A 12,983-nucleotide genomic window follows, 5' to 3' on the forward strand; every position below is an offset into this window, starting at 1 on the left:
TACCTCGCCGGCCTCCACCTCCGCGCCTCGATGATCTGGATCAACGACCTGCTGAAGACGACTGGTTGATCACAACATCACACAGTCCCTAGGGCCCTTCTGATGGATCTCCGCGGCGTCGCGACGCCCGGCACCCACGCTCGACGCCCGGGGCGGGCGGGACTCTCGAAGCACGCCCTACGGCACGTCGGACAGGACTCAAGGCGCCCCGACGTAGGCGCACGCGACGTCCGTCGGAGGCTCCCGGGTCGGGCAGTCGGCGTACTCGCGCTGTTCCAGTTGGAGGACCGGCGCGGGCTCGTCGTTCTCCTCCCAGCGGTGCCGCGGGGGTGCGGCCGAGTCCTGGAGCGCCAGGGTGAGCCCTCCGCCGGCCGTCACGGCGACCGCCCAGGCGATCACGGTCCAGCGCCATAACCGGCGGCGGTTCACGACCACGGCTCCACGTCCACCACGGCGGCCACCGGGACCGGCCCGTACACGTGGGGGAACTCCTCGCCGCCGGGCTCCGGTGCCTCGTACTTCAGCGGCACCCCGAGCAGGGCCGGGTCGATCACCAGCACGACCAGTTCGTCGGGGCCGTCGTAGGAGCCGTAGAGGAAGGCGCCGACCTTCGGGAGCTGCTCGCGGCTGGAGCAGTGGATGAAGCCCTCTTCTTGAAGGGTGCGGCCTCGGGTGGACATCTCGTAGGCGCCGCGCTCGCGGGCCGCGTCCCACAGGGAGCGCTCGGTGAGGTGCAGGATGAACGGCTGTTCGGACATGGCCCCAAGCTACTCGCTCAGCCGCGCCGCCCGCTGCCGCAGATAGCGCTGTTCGGGCAGGCTCAGGGTCTTCCCTGCCGCGCTGGTGTAGGCGTCCCGGGCGGCGGCGTGCTCGCCCGCGCGTTCCAGGAGGTGGGCGCGCACGGCGTCCGGGCGGTGACCCAACTCGCCTTCCACGGTGTCCAGTTCGGTGAGTCCCGCGCGCGGTCCGTGGACCATGGCGACGGCCACCGCCCGGTTGAGGCGTTCGACGGGGCCGGGGACGAGGCCGACCAGGACGTCGTAGAGGCCGAGGATCTCGCGCCAGTCGGTGGCCTCGGGGGCCGGGGCCTCGTCGTGCACGGCGGCGATGGCCGCGCGCAGCGCGTAGGGACCGGCGGGGCCGCCGGTGAGGGCGCGGGTGACCAGGGCTACACCCTCCTCGATCGCGGCCCGGTCCCAGCGGTCGCGGTCCTGCTCGTCGAGCGGGATCAGCTCCCCGTAGGGCCCGCTGCGGGCCTCGCGGCGGGCGTCGGTGAGCAGCATCAGCGCCAGCAGCCCGGCCGCCTCCCCGTCCTCGGGCAGCAGCCGGTGCAGGGCGCGGGCCAGCCGGATCGCCTCGCCGGCGAGGTCACGGCGCTGGAGACTGCTGCCGGAGGTGGCGGTGTAGCCCTCGTTGAAGATCAGGTAGAGGGTGTGCAGAACGGCCGGAAGCCTGCCCTCCCAGTGGTCGGGGCGGCCGAAGCGGACCCCGCGCACCTTCTTCTTGGCCCGGCTGACCCGCTGAGCCATCGTCGCCTCGGGGACGAGGTAGGCGCGGGCGATCTCGGCCGTGGTCAGGCCGCCGACCGCGCGCAGGGTGAGCGCGATCCGGGCCGGGGGCGGCAGATCGGGGTGGCAGCACAGGAAGAGCAGGGAGAGCGTGTCGTCCTCCCGTGGCGCGCGGTCCTCCCGGGCGGCCGCGTCCTCGGCGGGCAGTTCGTCGCGCGGGGTGAGCTCGGCGACCCGCCGCTCCCGTGCGCGCCGGGCCTCCTCGCTGCGCAGGGTGTCGGTGAGCCGCCGGGAGGCGACCCTGATCAGCCAGCCGCGCGGGTTGTCGGGCACCCCGTGCTCCGGCCACTGCCGGGCCGCCGCGAGCAGCGCCTCCTGGACGGCGTCCTCGGCGGCGTCGAAGTGGCCGTAGCGGCGGACCAGCGCGCCGAGGACCTGCGGCGCGTTGGCGCGCAGCAGGTCCTCGATGTCGTACGGAAGGCGCATGGGCGGGTCAGCAGATGTCTCCGGCGCCGTCCTGAATGGGCCGGATCACCACCGGGTAGACGGGGGCGCCGGCGGGCTGGGGGCAGCGCGTGACGCGGTCGGCGATCTCGGTGACCCGCTCCAGGCTCTCGCAGTCCAGCACCCAGTAGCCGGCCAGCAGTTCCTTGGTCTCGCCGTACGGCCCGTCGGTGATGACTGCCTTGCCGTCCTCGCCCAGCGTGACGTGCCGGGCGCGGGCGGGTTCGGTGAGGCCCTGGGCGTCGACCAGTTCACCGGACTCGGCGAGGTGGTCGTTGATCGCTCCCATGTACTCGACCATGGCCTTGATGTCGGCCTCGGTCCAGGCCGGCGAGTGCTCGTTCCCGTCGCCCGCCATCGCCTGGTAGTCCGCCTGCGTGCCGAGCACCATCACCAGGTACTTCATCGTCCGCTCCTTCGGCCGGGCCGCCCTGGACGGGCGGCTTTCACGGGTACGTCGGAGCCGGGCCGGGATTCTCGACAGAACGGTCCGGAGTTCTTCCCCGACTCACGCCTGTTCCGAGGCGGCGGCGTCCGGCGGCTCGGGCTGCGCCTGCCGGTCGTGCGGGCGGAGCCGCTCGGCGTCCTCGGCGGGGAAGGAAGGGCACTCCGGGTTCCGGCACGGGCCGGCCTCCCACTTCGGCACCCAGGCGCCCAGCGTCTTGTACCGCCGGACGACCGTTTCTACGGACTGTCCACAGTCGGGACAGACGTGCTCTGCGCTGTCCATGCCTTCAGGGTAGGCCGGGCGGGGCGTCAGCGCTTCCTGCTGTACGTCCGCACCAGGATGCCGTTGCCGAAGGTGCGCACCGAGTCGAGGGTGAACTGCGTGAGGGAGACCCCCGTGGCGAACATCGGCATGCCGGTGCCGTAGGTCATCGGGTACGTCTTGACGATCAGTTCGTCGATCTCGTCGAACAGTTCACCGGCGACCGTCGCTCCACCGCACAGGTAGATGTCGAACCGGCTGTCCTCGGCCTTCAGTTCGCGCACCTTGGCGACGAGGTCTCCGGAGATGATCTCGACATGGGGGTCGGGCGACTCCGTCAGGCTGTGCGAGGCGACGTACTCGCGCAGATGGGCGTAGGGGCTGGTGACGCCCTCCTTCAGGCCCTCCTCGTAGCTGCCGCGGCCCTGGATGACGGTGTCGAACCGCTGCAGCGGCCGGTCCTCGATGCCGAAGGCCTTGCGGGCGGGGGTGGGCAGGGTGTCGGGGCGCTCTGCGGCGAGGTAACCGAGGAACTCCTCGTCGAGGTAGGCGAACATCGCCGTCGCGTCCCCTGACGGGTCCCCGATGAACCCGTCGATGGAGCAGGCGACGAGGTACGTGAGCTTACGCAAACCGGTCTCTTTCCGTTGTCCGTCGTGCTGACTCCTACAGTTGTAGTACTTCACTTGAAGTGGTTCAAGGGGTTTAGCGACTTCGAGGAAAAGTGGGTGAGGTGGTTCCGCTTGGGGTGCCGGGCCCGAATCCCCGCTTGGGGTGCCGGGCCCGGCTCGCGGTCGGACCCGGTGGGGCGTGGGGACGGGGGTCTCGGGTCAGACCTCGGGCTCGCGCCACATCGGCCACATCAGCGGCCCGTCCGGCAGCCGCAGCGGGCCGCCCGCGGCCTCGAAGCCGAGCCGCTCGTACAGGACGCGGCTGCGGGCGCTGCTGGCCTCCAGATACGCGTGCCGCCCCTCGCGGTCGCAGCGGTCCAGGACGTGCCCGATGAGCGCGCTGCCGAGGCCCCGGCCCTGATGGGCGGGGTCGACGCCGATCATCCAGAGGTATTCGTGGGGGCGGTCGGAGGGGTGGATGCCCGCGGTGAGCCGCCCGATGAGCTCGACCCGCTCGTTGGCCGGGTCGACGTCCTGCCGCAGCCGCGCGAAGCCGCCCTCACCGTCCTCCTCCTCGTCGTGGGCCCCGGCGGGCACGGACAGCCACAGCGCGCAGGCCGAGCCGTCCTCCGTGACGTCGACGCGTCCGTCGGCCAGCACGAGGTCGGTGAAGGCGGCCATCAGCCGGTGGTGCGTCGCGCGGCGGTACTCCTCGCCCGGGAACACCCAGCCGCTGACCGGGTCGTCCTGGAACGCCGCGTCCAGCAGCCGCACCACCGCGTCCCGGTCGTTCCCCGTCGCCGTCCGTATCGCCACGCCCATGACCCGCACCTCTCAACCGACCTTGACCGTAAGGAGGTTGAGCCTATCGGGGTGATCTGGCGGTGACCGGCGGGACCGGACCGGCTCGGCCGGGCGGGACACCGCCGGTCGGCGGACGCGACGAACTGCGGAAACGTCGTCGGGCACCCGGGACTCGTCCACCCGTGGCCGTCCAGAACATGGCCGGTTGAGGCCCCGGCTCGGCGCGAGCCCCCGGCCGCACTCCCTCGTGCCGTACGAGGCGCGCCGTCGGCGGCCCTCGACTCATCCGGGCGTACGAGACGCTCCCCCGGCCTCACTCGGCCCGTACGGGCGTACGAGACACCCCCGACCGCCCTCAACTCATCCGGGCGTACGAAGCACTCCCCGGGCCGCCCTCAGCTCGTGCGGGCCTACGAGGCGCTCCCCCCGCCCGCCCTCAGCTCGTGCGACGTGTGACGAACTCGGCTAGGGCGAGCAGCCCTTCGGCCGTCTCAGGGTCGGGAATCGCGCGGGCCAGTTCGGACAGCGCCTGGGACATCCGGTCGGCGGCCTGCGCCTGGGCCCAGTCGCGGCCCCCCGCCCGCTCCACGGCCAGGGCCGTGCGCTCCAGGTCCCCCTGGTCGTACGGGACTTCGTACAGCGCGGCCAGTTCCGCCGCGGCGGCCGTGCCGGAGGTCAGCGCGGCGACGACGGGCAGCGACTTCTTGCGCGCGGCGAGATCCGCCCCGGCCGGCTTGCCGGTGTGCCCGGGGTCGCCCCAGATGCCGATCACGTCGTCGATGAGCTGGAAGGCGAGCCCGGCCTGTCGGCCGAACGCGTCGAGCGCCTCGACCTCCTCCCGCGCGGCGCCCGCGTACAGCGCGCCGACCGCGCACGCGCAGCCCAGCAGGGCTCCCGTCTTGGCCTCGGCCATGGCGAGCACCTCGGCCAGGCCGACGTCGGCGGGCGCGCACCGCTCCATGGCCGTGTCGACCTGCTGGCCCTCGCACAGTTCGACGACACAGGCCGCGAGCCGGGCGGTGGCCGGCCCGGACGCCGGGTGCGGGTCCTCCGCGAGCAGCCGCAGGGCGAGGGCCTGCATGGCGTCACCGGCGAGGATCGCGTCGGCGTCGCCGAACACGGTCCACGCGGTGGGCCGGTGCCGGCGCGTGGTGTCGCGGTCCATCACGTCGTCGTGCAGGAGCGTGAAGTTGTGGACCAGTTCCACGGCCGCCGCCGCCCGCACGGCGGCCGTCCGTGCCGCGGGCCCGCCGAGCGCGGTGGCCGCGGTGAGGACCAGCGCGGGGCGGATCGCCTTGCCGGAGTTCCCGGCGGCCGGACTGCCGTCGGCGTGCTCCCAGCCGAAGTGGTGGAGCGCGACCCGGCGCATGCCCCTGGGCAGCGATTGCAGCGCGGCCCGCAGGGCCGGGTCGACGGCCTCCCGCGCGCGCTCCAGGATCGCCACGGCCTCCTGGGTGTCGGACGCGGCCACCGGCCGCCCGGGCGCGTACAGCGGAACGCCCGCGTGGCCCTGCGTCGGGCTCGTGGCAGGGCCACGCTGCTCCCCGCCGCGCCGTGGCGCGCCGAGTCGCTGCCTCGGCTCCGTCATGAACTCGGCCACGCGCGCCCCCTGCCGGGCCCGGGGTGGGCCCGCCCCGAGGGGCGGGCCCACGGCACGGGTGGGGTCACCGCCAGCGGCCGATCTCGACGTTCTCCAGCACGCCGAGGGCGTCCGGGACGAGTACGGCGGCGGAGTAGTAGGCCGTCACGAGGTACTTGATGATCGCCTGTTCGTTGATGCCCATGAACCGCACGGACAGGCTCGGCTCGATCTCGTCCGGGATGCCGGCCTGGCGCAGGCCGATCACGCCCTGGTCCTGCTCGCCGGTACGCATGGCGATGATCGAGGTGGTGCGGGCCTCGGTGACCGGGATCTTGTTGCACGGGTAGATCGGCACACCGCGCCAGGTCGGGATGCGGTTGCCGCCCATGTCGACGGTCTCCGGGACCAGACCGCGCTTGTTGAGCTCACGGCCGAACGCGGCGATCGCGCGCGGGTGGGCGAGGAACAGCTTGGTCCCGCGCCGCCTGCTGAGCAGCTCGTCCATGTCGTCCGGGCCGGGCACGCCGTCGTGCGGCTGGATCCGCTGGTCGTACTCGCAGTTGGTCAGCAGACCGAACTGGGTGTTGTTGACGAGCTCGTGCTCCTGGCGCTCCTTGAGCGCCTCGACCGTGAGCCGCAGCTGCTGCTCGGTCTGGTTCATCGGCTGGTTGTACAGGTCGGCCACGCGCGAGTGGATGCGCAGCACGGTCTGGGCGATGCTCAGCTCGTACTCTCGCGGCCGGGCCTCGTAGTCGACGAAGGTGTGCGGGATGTCCGGCTCGCCGGAGTGTCCTGCGGCGAGGTCGACGGCCTTCTCGCCGTACTTGTTGGTCGACTGCTCCGGGATCGCCTGCTGCTCCTGGAGGTGCTCGCGCAGGGTCTCGGCACGCTCGGCGACCTGCTCTACGTCCTGGCGGGCCAGGATCAGCACGGTGCACGAGGTGACCGCGCGGACGGTGTGCTCCCAGATGGCGTCGCCGTGCAGGACGGCGGCCTCGCCGAAGTAGGAGCCGTCGGCGAGGACACCGAGCACCGCGTCGTCGCCGTAGGGGCCCTCGCCGATCTTCTCGGCGCGGCCGTGCGCGAGCAGGTAGACCTCGTCCGTGGGGCTGCCGAAGGAGGCGATCACCTCACCGGCCGCGAACTCCCGCTGACGGCACCGCGAGGCCAGCTCCCCGAGCACCTCCAGGTCGTCGTAGGCGCGCAGGGCCGGCAGCTCGCCCAGCTCGGCCGGGATGACCTCGACCCGGTCGCCGGTCTTCACAAAGGTGACCCGTCCGTCCCCGACGGCGTAGGTGAGCCGCCGGTTGACCCGGTACGTGCCGCCCTGGACGTCCACCCACGGCAGACTGCGCAGCAGCCAGCGGGAGCTGATCTCCTGCATCTGCGGGACGGACTTGGTGGTGGTGGCCAGGTTCCGCGCGGCCGCGGTGCCGAGACTCTGCTGCGGCTTGTCCTGCTCCGTGCGGACCTCTTCGCCTACCGACATAAGGAACTGCCCTTCAGGTAATACCCCGACGGCGTTGCGCACGGGGCACCGATCTCCGCGAGAAGCGTTCCATCACTCAGCGTGTCCGTGCTATTACACGAAAGAGGGGGAATCAACCGCCCCGCTTCTGGGCAGACTTGGCGGTCGCCCGCGCCCGCGCGCGTCCCGCTCAAGCGGAGCCCGACTGTCCGAATCCTTGCGGTCGCTGGAGCTTTCCCCGGTTCGGGCGCCACGCGGACGGCAATACGCCGGAGTGGACGGCGGCCGCGCACGGCCGCATCACGGCAACGGCGTGAGAGGAGCGGCCATGGCCCCACCCATGTCCGCGGACAGACTGCTGGACGCGCTGCGCGACGAAGGCCTCCGGGTCGTCGAGGTCGGCGACTGGCGCCACCACAACCGCAACCACAAGGGCCCCTGGGGGCCGGTCCACGGCGTGATGATCCACCACACGGTGACCCGCGGCGCCGAACAGACCGTCGAACTGTGCCGGAACGGCTACCCGGGCCTGCCCGGCCCGCTCTGCCACGGCGTCATCACCAAGGACGGCCGGATCCACCTGGTCGGGTACGGCCGCGCCAACCACGCCGGGGCCGGGGACGACGACGTCCTGCGCGCGGTGATCGCCGAGCGGGCGCTGCCACCCGACAACGAGGCCAACACGGACGGCAACCGGCACTTCTACGGCTTCGAGTGCGAGAACCTCGGCGACGGCGAGGACCCCTGGCCCGAGGCCCAGCTGCTGGCGGTGGAGCGGGCCGCCGCCGCGGTCTGCCGGCACCACGGCTGGACCGAGCGGTCGGTGATCGGGCATCTGGAGTGGCAGCCCGGCAAGATCGACCCCCGCGGCTTCACGATGGACCGGATGCGGCAGCGCATCCGCGAGCGCCTCGGCTAGGACGTGCCGCCCGCCGCACGGCGGGCGGGAGTCCGTCAGCCACGCCCCAGACCTCCACCCCTCCGCCCTCTGTTCGACAATGGGGCGGTGACCAGCTCCGACGCCTTCGCCGCGCTGCGCCCCCGGCTGCCCTCGCCGCTGAGCGAGGCGGCCGACGAGCGCTTCGCGGCGCACGGTGTGCGGCTGCTGCTCAAGCGGGACGACCTGATCCATCCGGAGCTGATCGGCAACAAGTGGCGCAAGCTCGCGCCGAATCTCGACGCGGCGGCGGGCCGCCCGGTGGTCACGTTCGGCGGGGCGTACTCCAACCATCTGCGGGCCACCGCCGCGGCGGGACGGCTGCTCGGGCTGGACACGGTCGGTGTCGTGCGCGGCGACGAGCTGGCCGGCCGGCCGCTGAACCCTTCCCTGGCCCGGTGCGCGGCCGACGGCATGCGACTGCACTTCGCCGACAGGGCGGCCTATCGCCGCAAGGACGAGCCCGCGACGCTCGCCGCACTGCTGCGCGCGGCGGGTGCCGAGGAGGCGTACGTGGTGCCGGAGGGCGGCAGCAACGCGGCCGCGGTGCGCGGCTGTACGGCCCTCGGGGAGGAACTGCGCGGCCGTGCCGACGTGGTCGCGGTCGCCTGCGGCACGGGCGGCACCCTGGCGGGTCTGGCCGCGGGACTCGCCCCCGGCCAGCGGGCCCTCGGGGTGCCGGTGCTCAAGGGCGGCTTCCTCGGGGACGCCGTACGCACGCTCCAGCGGCGGGCCTTCGGCGGGCCGCGCGGCGACTGGTCGCTCGCCGACCGGTTCCACTTCGGCGGGTACGCCCGGACGACGCCGGAGCTGGGCGCCTTCGCCGAGGACTTCGAGGACCGCCACGGGCTGGCCGTGGAACGTCTGTATGTCGCCAAGTTGCTGCACGGGCTGCTGACCCTCACCGAGGAGGGCGCCTTCCCGCGCGGGACGGTCCTCGCCGCGGTGATCACGGGCCGCCCGTTCGTCTGAGGGCACGGGTTCCGCGGGACGCGCGGCCCCGGGAGGCCCGTGGCGCTCAGGTGGTCTCCCGGTACGCCGCAGCCTCCTCCAGGTCCAGCCGGCGCAGCAGCGTGCGGAGCATCTCGTCGTCGATGTAGCGCAGGTCGCGCAGTCTGACGAAGACCTCGCGCTCAGCGCCGATCATCTCGCGGGACAGCCGCCGGTAGGTGTCGTCGACGCTCTCGCCGGTGACCGGGTTGGCCTGGCCGAGGCGCTCCCAGACGGAGTTGCGGCGGCGCTCCAGGACCGTGCGCAGCCGTTCGGCCAGCGGACCCGGCAGGGCGTTGCGCTCGTCGGAGAGCAGTTCGTCCAGGCGTTGCTCGGCGGCCCGGGATGCCTGTGCCTGGGCGTTGGCCTCGGCGAGCGTCGCGGCCTGCTGGTCGCGGCCGGGCAGCTTCAGCAGGCGGATCAGCGGGGGCAGGGTGAGGCCCTGGAGGACGAGGGTGCCGATGACGGTGGTGAAGGTGAGGAAGAGGATCAGGGCACGGCCGGGGAACGGCTCGTCGCTGTCGTGCAGGGTCACCGGGATGGAGAAGGCGATGGCCAGCGACACCACCCCGCGCATGCCGGCCCAGGAGATGACGAACGCGCCCTTCCAGGTGGGGTTGTCCTCCCGTTCGCGGATGCGCGCCGACAGTATCCGGGGCAGGAACGTAGCCGGGTACACCCACACGAACCGGGCCACGACCACGACGAGGAAGACTGCCACCGCGTACCAGGCGGCGTCGATCCCCTCGTACTCGCCGAGCTCCCGCACGACCACCGGCAGCTGGAGTCCGATGAGGGCGAACACCGAGGACTCCAGGACGAAGGCGACCATCTTCCACACGGCCTCCTCCTGGAGGCGGGTGGCGAAGTCGACCTCCCAGGCGCGGTGTCCCAGGTAGAGCGCGACGACCACCACGGCGAGGACTCCGGAGGCCTCGAACTGCTCGGCGACGGCGTAGGCGACGAACGGGATGAGCAGCGACAGGGTGTTCTGGAGCAGTGCCTCGTGCAGATGGGTGCGCAGCCAGTGCAGGGGCGCCATGAGGACGAGACCGATCCCGACGCCGCCGATCGCGGCGACCAGGAACTCCACGATGCCGCCGGCCCAGCTCGCGCCCTCGCCGACGGCGGCGGCGACGGCCACGCGGTAGGCGGTGATCGCGGTGGCGTCGTTCACCAGGGACTCGCCCTGGAGGATGGTGGTGATCCGCGAGGGCAGTCCGACCCGGCGGGCGACGGCGGTGGCGGCCACGGCGTCCGGCGGCGCGACGACCGCGCCCAGCACCAGGGCCGCGGTCAGCGGCAGACCGGGGATGAGCAGGTAGGCCGCCCAGCCGACCACGAAGGTCGCGAAGAGCACGTAGCCGACCGACAGCAGTGCCACGGGCCGTACCTGCGCCCGCAGGTCGAGGTAGGAGCTGTCGACGGCCGCGGTGTAGAGCAGCGGCGGCAGGACCAGCGGCAGGACGATCTCCGGTTCCAGGTGGTAGTCGGGGACGCCGGGCACGTAGGACAGGGCCAGTCCGGCCGCCACCAGCAGCAGCGGCGCGGGCACGGGGCTGCGACGCCCGGCGCCGGCCACCGCCGCGCTCCCCGCCACCAGCAACAGCAGCGGCATCACGTCCATGGTTCCCGCCCTCGTTTTTCCGCGCGGTCAGGCGCGGGCCCGTCGTAACCTGGCAATCATGAAACAGTGCACGCATGCCGACGCGCTGCCGCACCCGGAGCCGGGCCCCGTGACGGACACCTGTCCGGAGTGCCTGGCGGCCGGAACCCACCCGGTGCAGTTGCGGCTGTGTCTCACCTGCGGCCATGTCGGCTGCTGCGACTCGTCCCAGGGCCGGCACGCGTCGGGGCACCACAGGGAGTCCGGGCACCCCGTGATGCGCACGTTCGAGCCGGGCGAGGACTGGCGGTGGTGCTTCGTGGATCACGTACTCGTGTGACCAGGAACGGCTGTTGTGTGACCCTGGACCAGGACGGTTCGACTCTCTGACGTCTGGGTACGTCAACCCGGCGCGCGCTCTTCCCATTTGGGCCCGCAGAACCTCTAGACACGGAGCGTATCCGCAGGTTTACTGTGAGTGACGCCAGGGGGTTGGGGTCCCGGGGACAGCACGGCCGAGAGCGCGATAGCGTCACGGCTGTACCACACTTCGCGTTACCCCGGGGGGCGACCCTCGGCTCCGAACAGCTTGTACCACCTTGGAGGTGAGGGTGTCCCAGATCGCAGGCGAGCCCGCTACCCAGGACTTCGTGGAAGTCCGGCTGCCGGCCGCGGGTGCCTACCTGTCGGTGCTGCGGACGGCCACGGCCGGCCTCGCGGCCCGTTTGGACTTCACCCTGGACGAGATCGAGGACCTGCGCATCGCGGTGGACGAGGCCTGCGCGATCCTGCTCCAGCAGGCCGTGCCGGGCTCGGTCCTCAGTTGCGTGTTCCGTCTCGTCGACGACTCGCTGGAGGTCACGGTCTCCGCCCCGACCACGGACGGCCACGCCCCGTCGCGCGACACCTTCGCCTGGACCGTCCTTTCGGCCCTCGCGGGCAAGGTCTCCTCCGCGGTCGACGAGGACAGAACCGTTTCGATCAGCCTCTACAAACAGCGCGGCGCGGGACCCGGGCCGGCGTGAGGGACGGGGACGGGCCGGTGCGGGACGAAGAGCGCGGCACACGGGAGCTGCGGGCCGAGGACGGGGCCGCCACCCCCTGCCCGACCGGGGCCGAGGGCCCGGCACAGGCCGGTCCGGACGGCTCGCGGCGCATGGCTGAGGGCATCGACGTCATCCCCGAGCAGGCCCGGCCGCATCCGGAGGATCTCCCCCCGGCCGCCGGCGGCCCCGGTGACGGGCGGCAGGACGGCCAGGACGCGGGGACAGGCCAGGGTGCGCCCGGGGCAGGACATGTCCGCCCGGCCCGGGAGGCGAGGGCTCGGCGAAGGGCGACGGGCGGGACGATGAGCGAGCACGAGCGAAACTCCGAGGACGGCGCGGTGGGCGGCCAGGGCACGCACCACGACCCGCAGGACCGCAGCGGGGCGCGCGCGCTGTTCCTGGAGCTGCGCGAGCTGAAGGACGGCAGCCCCGAGTACGCGGAGCTGCGCAATCAGCTGGTGCGCATGCATCTGCCGCTCGTCGAGCACCTCGCGCGCCGCTTCCGCAACCGCGGTGAGCCCCTCGACGACCTCACCCAGGTCGCCACCATCGGCCTGATCAAGTCGGTCGACCGCTTCGACCCGGACCGGGGCGTGGAGTTCTCCACGTACGCCACCCCGACGGTGGTCGGCGAGATCAAGCGGCACTTCCGGGACAAGGGCTGGGCGGTCCGTGTGCCGCGCAGGCTCCAGGAGCTGCGGCTGGCGCTGACCACGGCCACGGCCGAGCTGTCCCAGCAGCACGGCCGCTCCCCGACGGTGCACGAGCTGGCCGAGAAGCTGGCGATCTCGGAGGAGGAGGTCCTGGAGGGGCTGGAGTCCGCGAACGCGTACTCCACGCTGTCGCTGGACGTCCCCGACACCGACGACGAGTCCCCGGCGGTCGCCGACACGCTCGGCGCGGAGGACGAGGCACTGGAGGGCGTCGAGTACCGCGAGTCGCTCAAGCCGCTGCTGGAGGATCTGCCGCCGCGCGAGAAGCGGATCCTGCTGTTGCGCTTCTTCGGCAACATGACCCAGTCGCAGATCGCGCAGGAGGTCGGCATCTCGCAGATGCACGTCTCGCGCCTGCTGGCCCGCACGCTGGCCCAGCTGCGGGAGAAGCTGCTGGTGGAGGAGTAGGAGGGGCGGCGGGGGCCGCGGCGCGGTCCCCGTGGCATCAGCGCTCGGCGCCGCCCGGCCCGCGGATGCCGCGCGGTCCCCGTGGCATCAGCGCTCG

15 protein-coding genes are annotated in these 12,983 nt (G+C 72.6%); 5 read left to right on the forward strand and 10 right to left on the reverse strand.

Annotated features, from left to right (window positions below; translation table 11 throughout):
• Positions 1-198: 198 nt before the first annotated feature.
• The 9 genes from ACFYR0_RS32290 to ACFYR0_RS32330 form a co-directional block, all read right to left on the reverse strand.
• On the reverse strand, positions 199-429 hold the full coding sequence (locus ACFYR0_RS32290) for a hypothetical protein (protein WP_389336094.1): 231 nt from the start codon (positions 427-429) through the stop codon (positions 199-201).
• On the reverse strand, positions 426-758 hold the full coding sequence (locus tag ACFYR0_RS32295) for a DUF952 domain-containing protein (RefSeq protein WP_389336097.1): 333 nt from the start codon (positions 756-758) through the stop codon (positions 426-428). Before ACFYR0_RS32295 ends, ACFYR0_RS32290 begins: the two co-directional genes overlap by 4 nt.
• Before the next feature lie 9 nt (positions 759-767).
• Positions 768-1,994, reverse strand: a complete 1,227-nt coding sequence (locus tag ACFYR0_RS32300; protein ID WP_389336100.1) for an RNA polymerase sigma factor — start codon at positions 1,992-1,994, stop codon at positions 768-770.
• Positions 1,995-2,001: 7 nt separating this feature from the next.
• Positions 2,002-2,418: a YciI family protein gene (locus tag ACFYR0_RS32305; protein ID WP_389336103.1), complete on the reverse strand. Its 417-nt coding sequence runs from the start codon at positions 2,416-2,418 to the stop codon at positions 2,002-2,004.
• Between the two features lie 102 nt (positions 2,419-2,520).
• Positions 2,521-2,742, reverse strand: a complete 222-nt coding sequence (locus tag ACFYR0_RS32310) for a hypothetical protein (RefSeq protein WP_389336106.1) — start codon at positions 2,740-2,742, stop codon at positions 2,521-2,523.
• 26 nt (positions 2,743-2,768) lie between these two features.
• Positions 2,769-3,353 (reverse strand): dihydrofolate reductase family protein, encoded by a 585-nt coding sequence (locus ACFYR0_RS32315; RefSeq protein WP_389336109.1) that lies wholly within the window; start codon positions 3,351-3,353, stop codon positions 2,769-2,771.
• A 198-nt stretch (positions 3,354-3,551) separates the two neighbouring features.
• A complete protein-coding gene (locus ACFYR0_RS32320; RefSeq protein WP_389336112.1) occupies positions 3,552-4,154 on the reverse strand; it encodes a GNAT family N-acetyltransferase in 603 nt (200 codons plus the stop codon).
• Positions 4,155-4,572: 418 nt separating this feature from the next.
• Positions 4,573-5,724 (reverse strand): family 2 encapsulin nanocompartment cargo protein polyprenyl transferase, encoded by a 1,152-nt coding sequence (locus tag ACFYR0_RS32325; protein ID WP_389336288.1) that lies wholly within the window; start codon positions 5,722-5,724, stop codon positions 4,573-4,575.
• 76 nt (positions 5,725-5,800) lie between these two features.
• Positions 5,801-7,207: a family 2B encapsulin nanocompartment shell protein gene (locus ACFYR0_RS32330; RefSeq protein ID WP_389336114.1), complete on the reverse strand. Its 1,407-nt coding sequence runs from the start codon at positions 7,205-7,207 to the stop codon at positions 5,801-5,803.
• Between the two features lie 307 nt (positions 7,208-7,514).
• On the opposite strand from ACFYR0_RS32330, the gene ACFYR0_RS32335 reads away from it, so the two are divergent.
• Positions 7,515-8,105 carry an N-acetylmuramoyl-L-alanine amidase gene (locus ACFYR0_RS32335; RefSeq protein ID WP_389336117.1) on the forward strand — a complete coding sequence of 197 codons (591 nt, stop codon included), beginning with the start codon at positions 7,515-7,517 and terminating at the stop codon, positions 8,103-8,105.
• Between the two features lie 87 nt (positions 8,106-8,192).
• Positions 8,193-9,095 carry a 1-aminocyclopropane-1-carboxylate deaminase/D-cysteine desulfhydrase gene (locus tag ACFYR0_RS32340; protein ID WP_389336120.1) on the forward strand — a complete coding sequence of 301 codons (903 nt, stop codon included), beginning with the start codon at positions 8,193-8,195 and terminating at the stop codon, positions 9,093-9,095.
• A 46-nt stretch (positions 9,096-9,141) separates the two neighbouring features.
• Here ACFYR0_RS32340 and ACFYR0_RS32345 read toward each other — a convergent pair whose 3' ends face one another.
• Entirely contained in the window at positions 9,142-10,740 is a 1,599-nt protein-coding gene (locus tag ACFYR0_RS32345; RefSeq protein ID WP_389336123.1) for a Na+/H+ antiporter, read from the reverse strand.
• 58 nt (positions 10,741-10,798) lie between these two features.
• On the opposite strand from ACFYR0_RS32345, the gene ACFYR0_RS32350 reads away from it, so the two are divergent.
• The 3 genes from ACFYR0_RS32350 to ACFYR0_RS32360 all read left to right on the forward strand — a co-directional run bounded on the left by ACFYR0_RS32350 (position 10,799) and on the right by ACFYR0_RS32360 (position 12,886).
• Positions 10,799-11,059 (forward strand): UBP-type zinc finger domain-containing protein, encoded by a 261-nt coding sequence (locus tag ACFYR0_RS32350; RefSeq protein ID WP_389336126.1) that lies wholly within the window; start codon positions 10,799-10,801, stop codon positions 11,057-11,059.
• A gap of 271 nt (positions 11,060-11,330) precedes the next feature.
• Entirely contained in the window at positions 11,331-11,744 is a 414-nt protein-coding gene (locus ACFYR0_RS32355; RefSeq protein ID WP_006136266.1) for an anti-sigma factor, read from the forward strand.
• A 17-nt stretch (positions 11,745-11,761) separates the two neighbouring features.
• Complete coding sequence (locus ACFYR0_RS32360) at positions 11,762-12,886, forward strand: RNA polymerase sigma factor SigF (protein ID WP_389336130.1); 1,125 nt, start codon at positions 11,762-11,764, stop codon at positions 12,884-12,886.
• The last annotated feature ends 97 nt before the right edge of the window (positions 12,887-12,983 follow it).

It is taken from the genome of Streptomyces sp. NPDC005017, from assembly GCF_042873115.1.
Lineage (GTDB): Bacteria > Actinomycetota > Actinomycetes > Streptomycetales > Streptomycetaceae > Streptomyces.

Bases quoted from the DNA above. Each gene is read 5' to 3' on its own strand.
- ACFYR0_RS32295 (WP_389336097.1), bottom strand. From the start codon at position 758: ATGTCCGAACAGCCGTTCATCCTGCACCTCACCGAGCGCTCCCTGTGG.
- ACFYR0_RS32300 (WP_389336100.1), bottom strand. From the start codon at position 1,994: ATGCGCCTTCCGTACGACATCGAGGACCTGCTGCGCGCCAACGCGCCG.
- ACFYR0_RS32305 (WP_389336103.1), bottom strand. From the start codon at position 2,418: ATGAAGTACCTGGTGATGGTGCTCGGCACGCAGGCGGACTACCAGGCG.
- ACFYR0_RS32310 (WP_389336106.1), bottom strand. From the start codon at position 2,742: ATGGACAGCGCAGAGCACGTCTGTCCCGACTGTGGACAGTCCGTAGAA.
- ACFYR0_RS32320 (WP_389336112.1), bottom strand. From the start codon at position 4,154: ATGGGCGTGGCGATACGGACGGCGACGGGGAACGACCGGGACGCGGTG.
- ACFYR0_RS32325 (WP_389336288.1), bottom strand. From the start codon at position 5,724: ATGACGGAGCCGAGGCAGCGACTCGGCGCGCCACGGCGCGGCGGGGAG.
- ACFYR0_RS32330 (WP_389336114.1), bottom strand. From the start codon at position 7,207: ATGTCGGTAGGCGAAGAGGTCCGCACGGAGCAGGACAAGCCGCAGCAG.
- ACFYR0_RS32335 (WP_389336117.1), top strand. From the start codon at position 7,515: ATGGCCCCACCCATGTCCGCGGACAGACTGCTGGACGCGCTGCGCGAC.
- ACFYR0_RS32345 (WP_389336123.1), bottom strand. From the start codon at position 10,740: ATGGACGTGATGCCGCTGCTGTTGCTGGTGGCGGGGAGCGCGGCGGTG.
- ACFYR0_RS32350 (WP_389336126.1), top strand. From the start codon at position 10,799: ATGAAACAGTGCACGCATGCCGACGCGCTGCCGCACCCGGAGCCGGGC.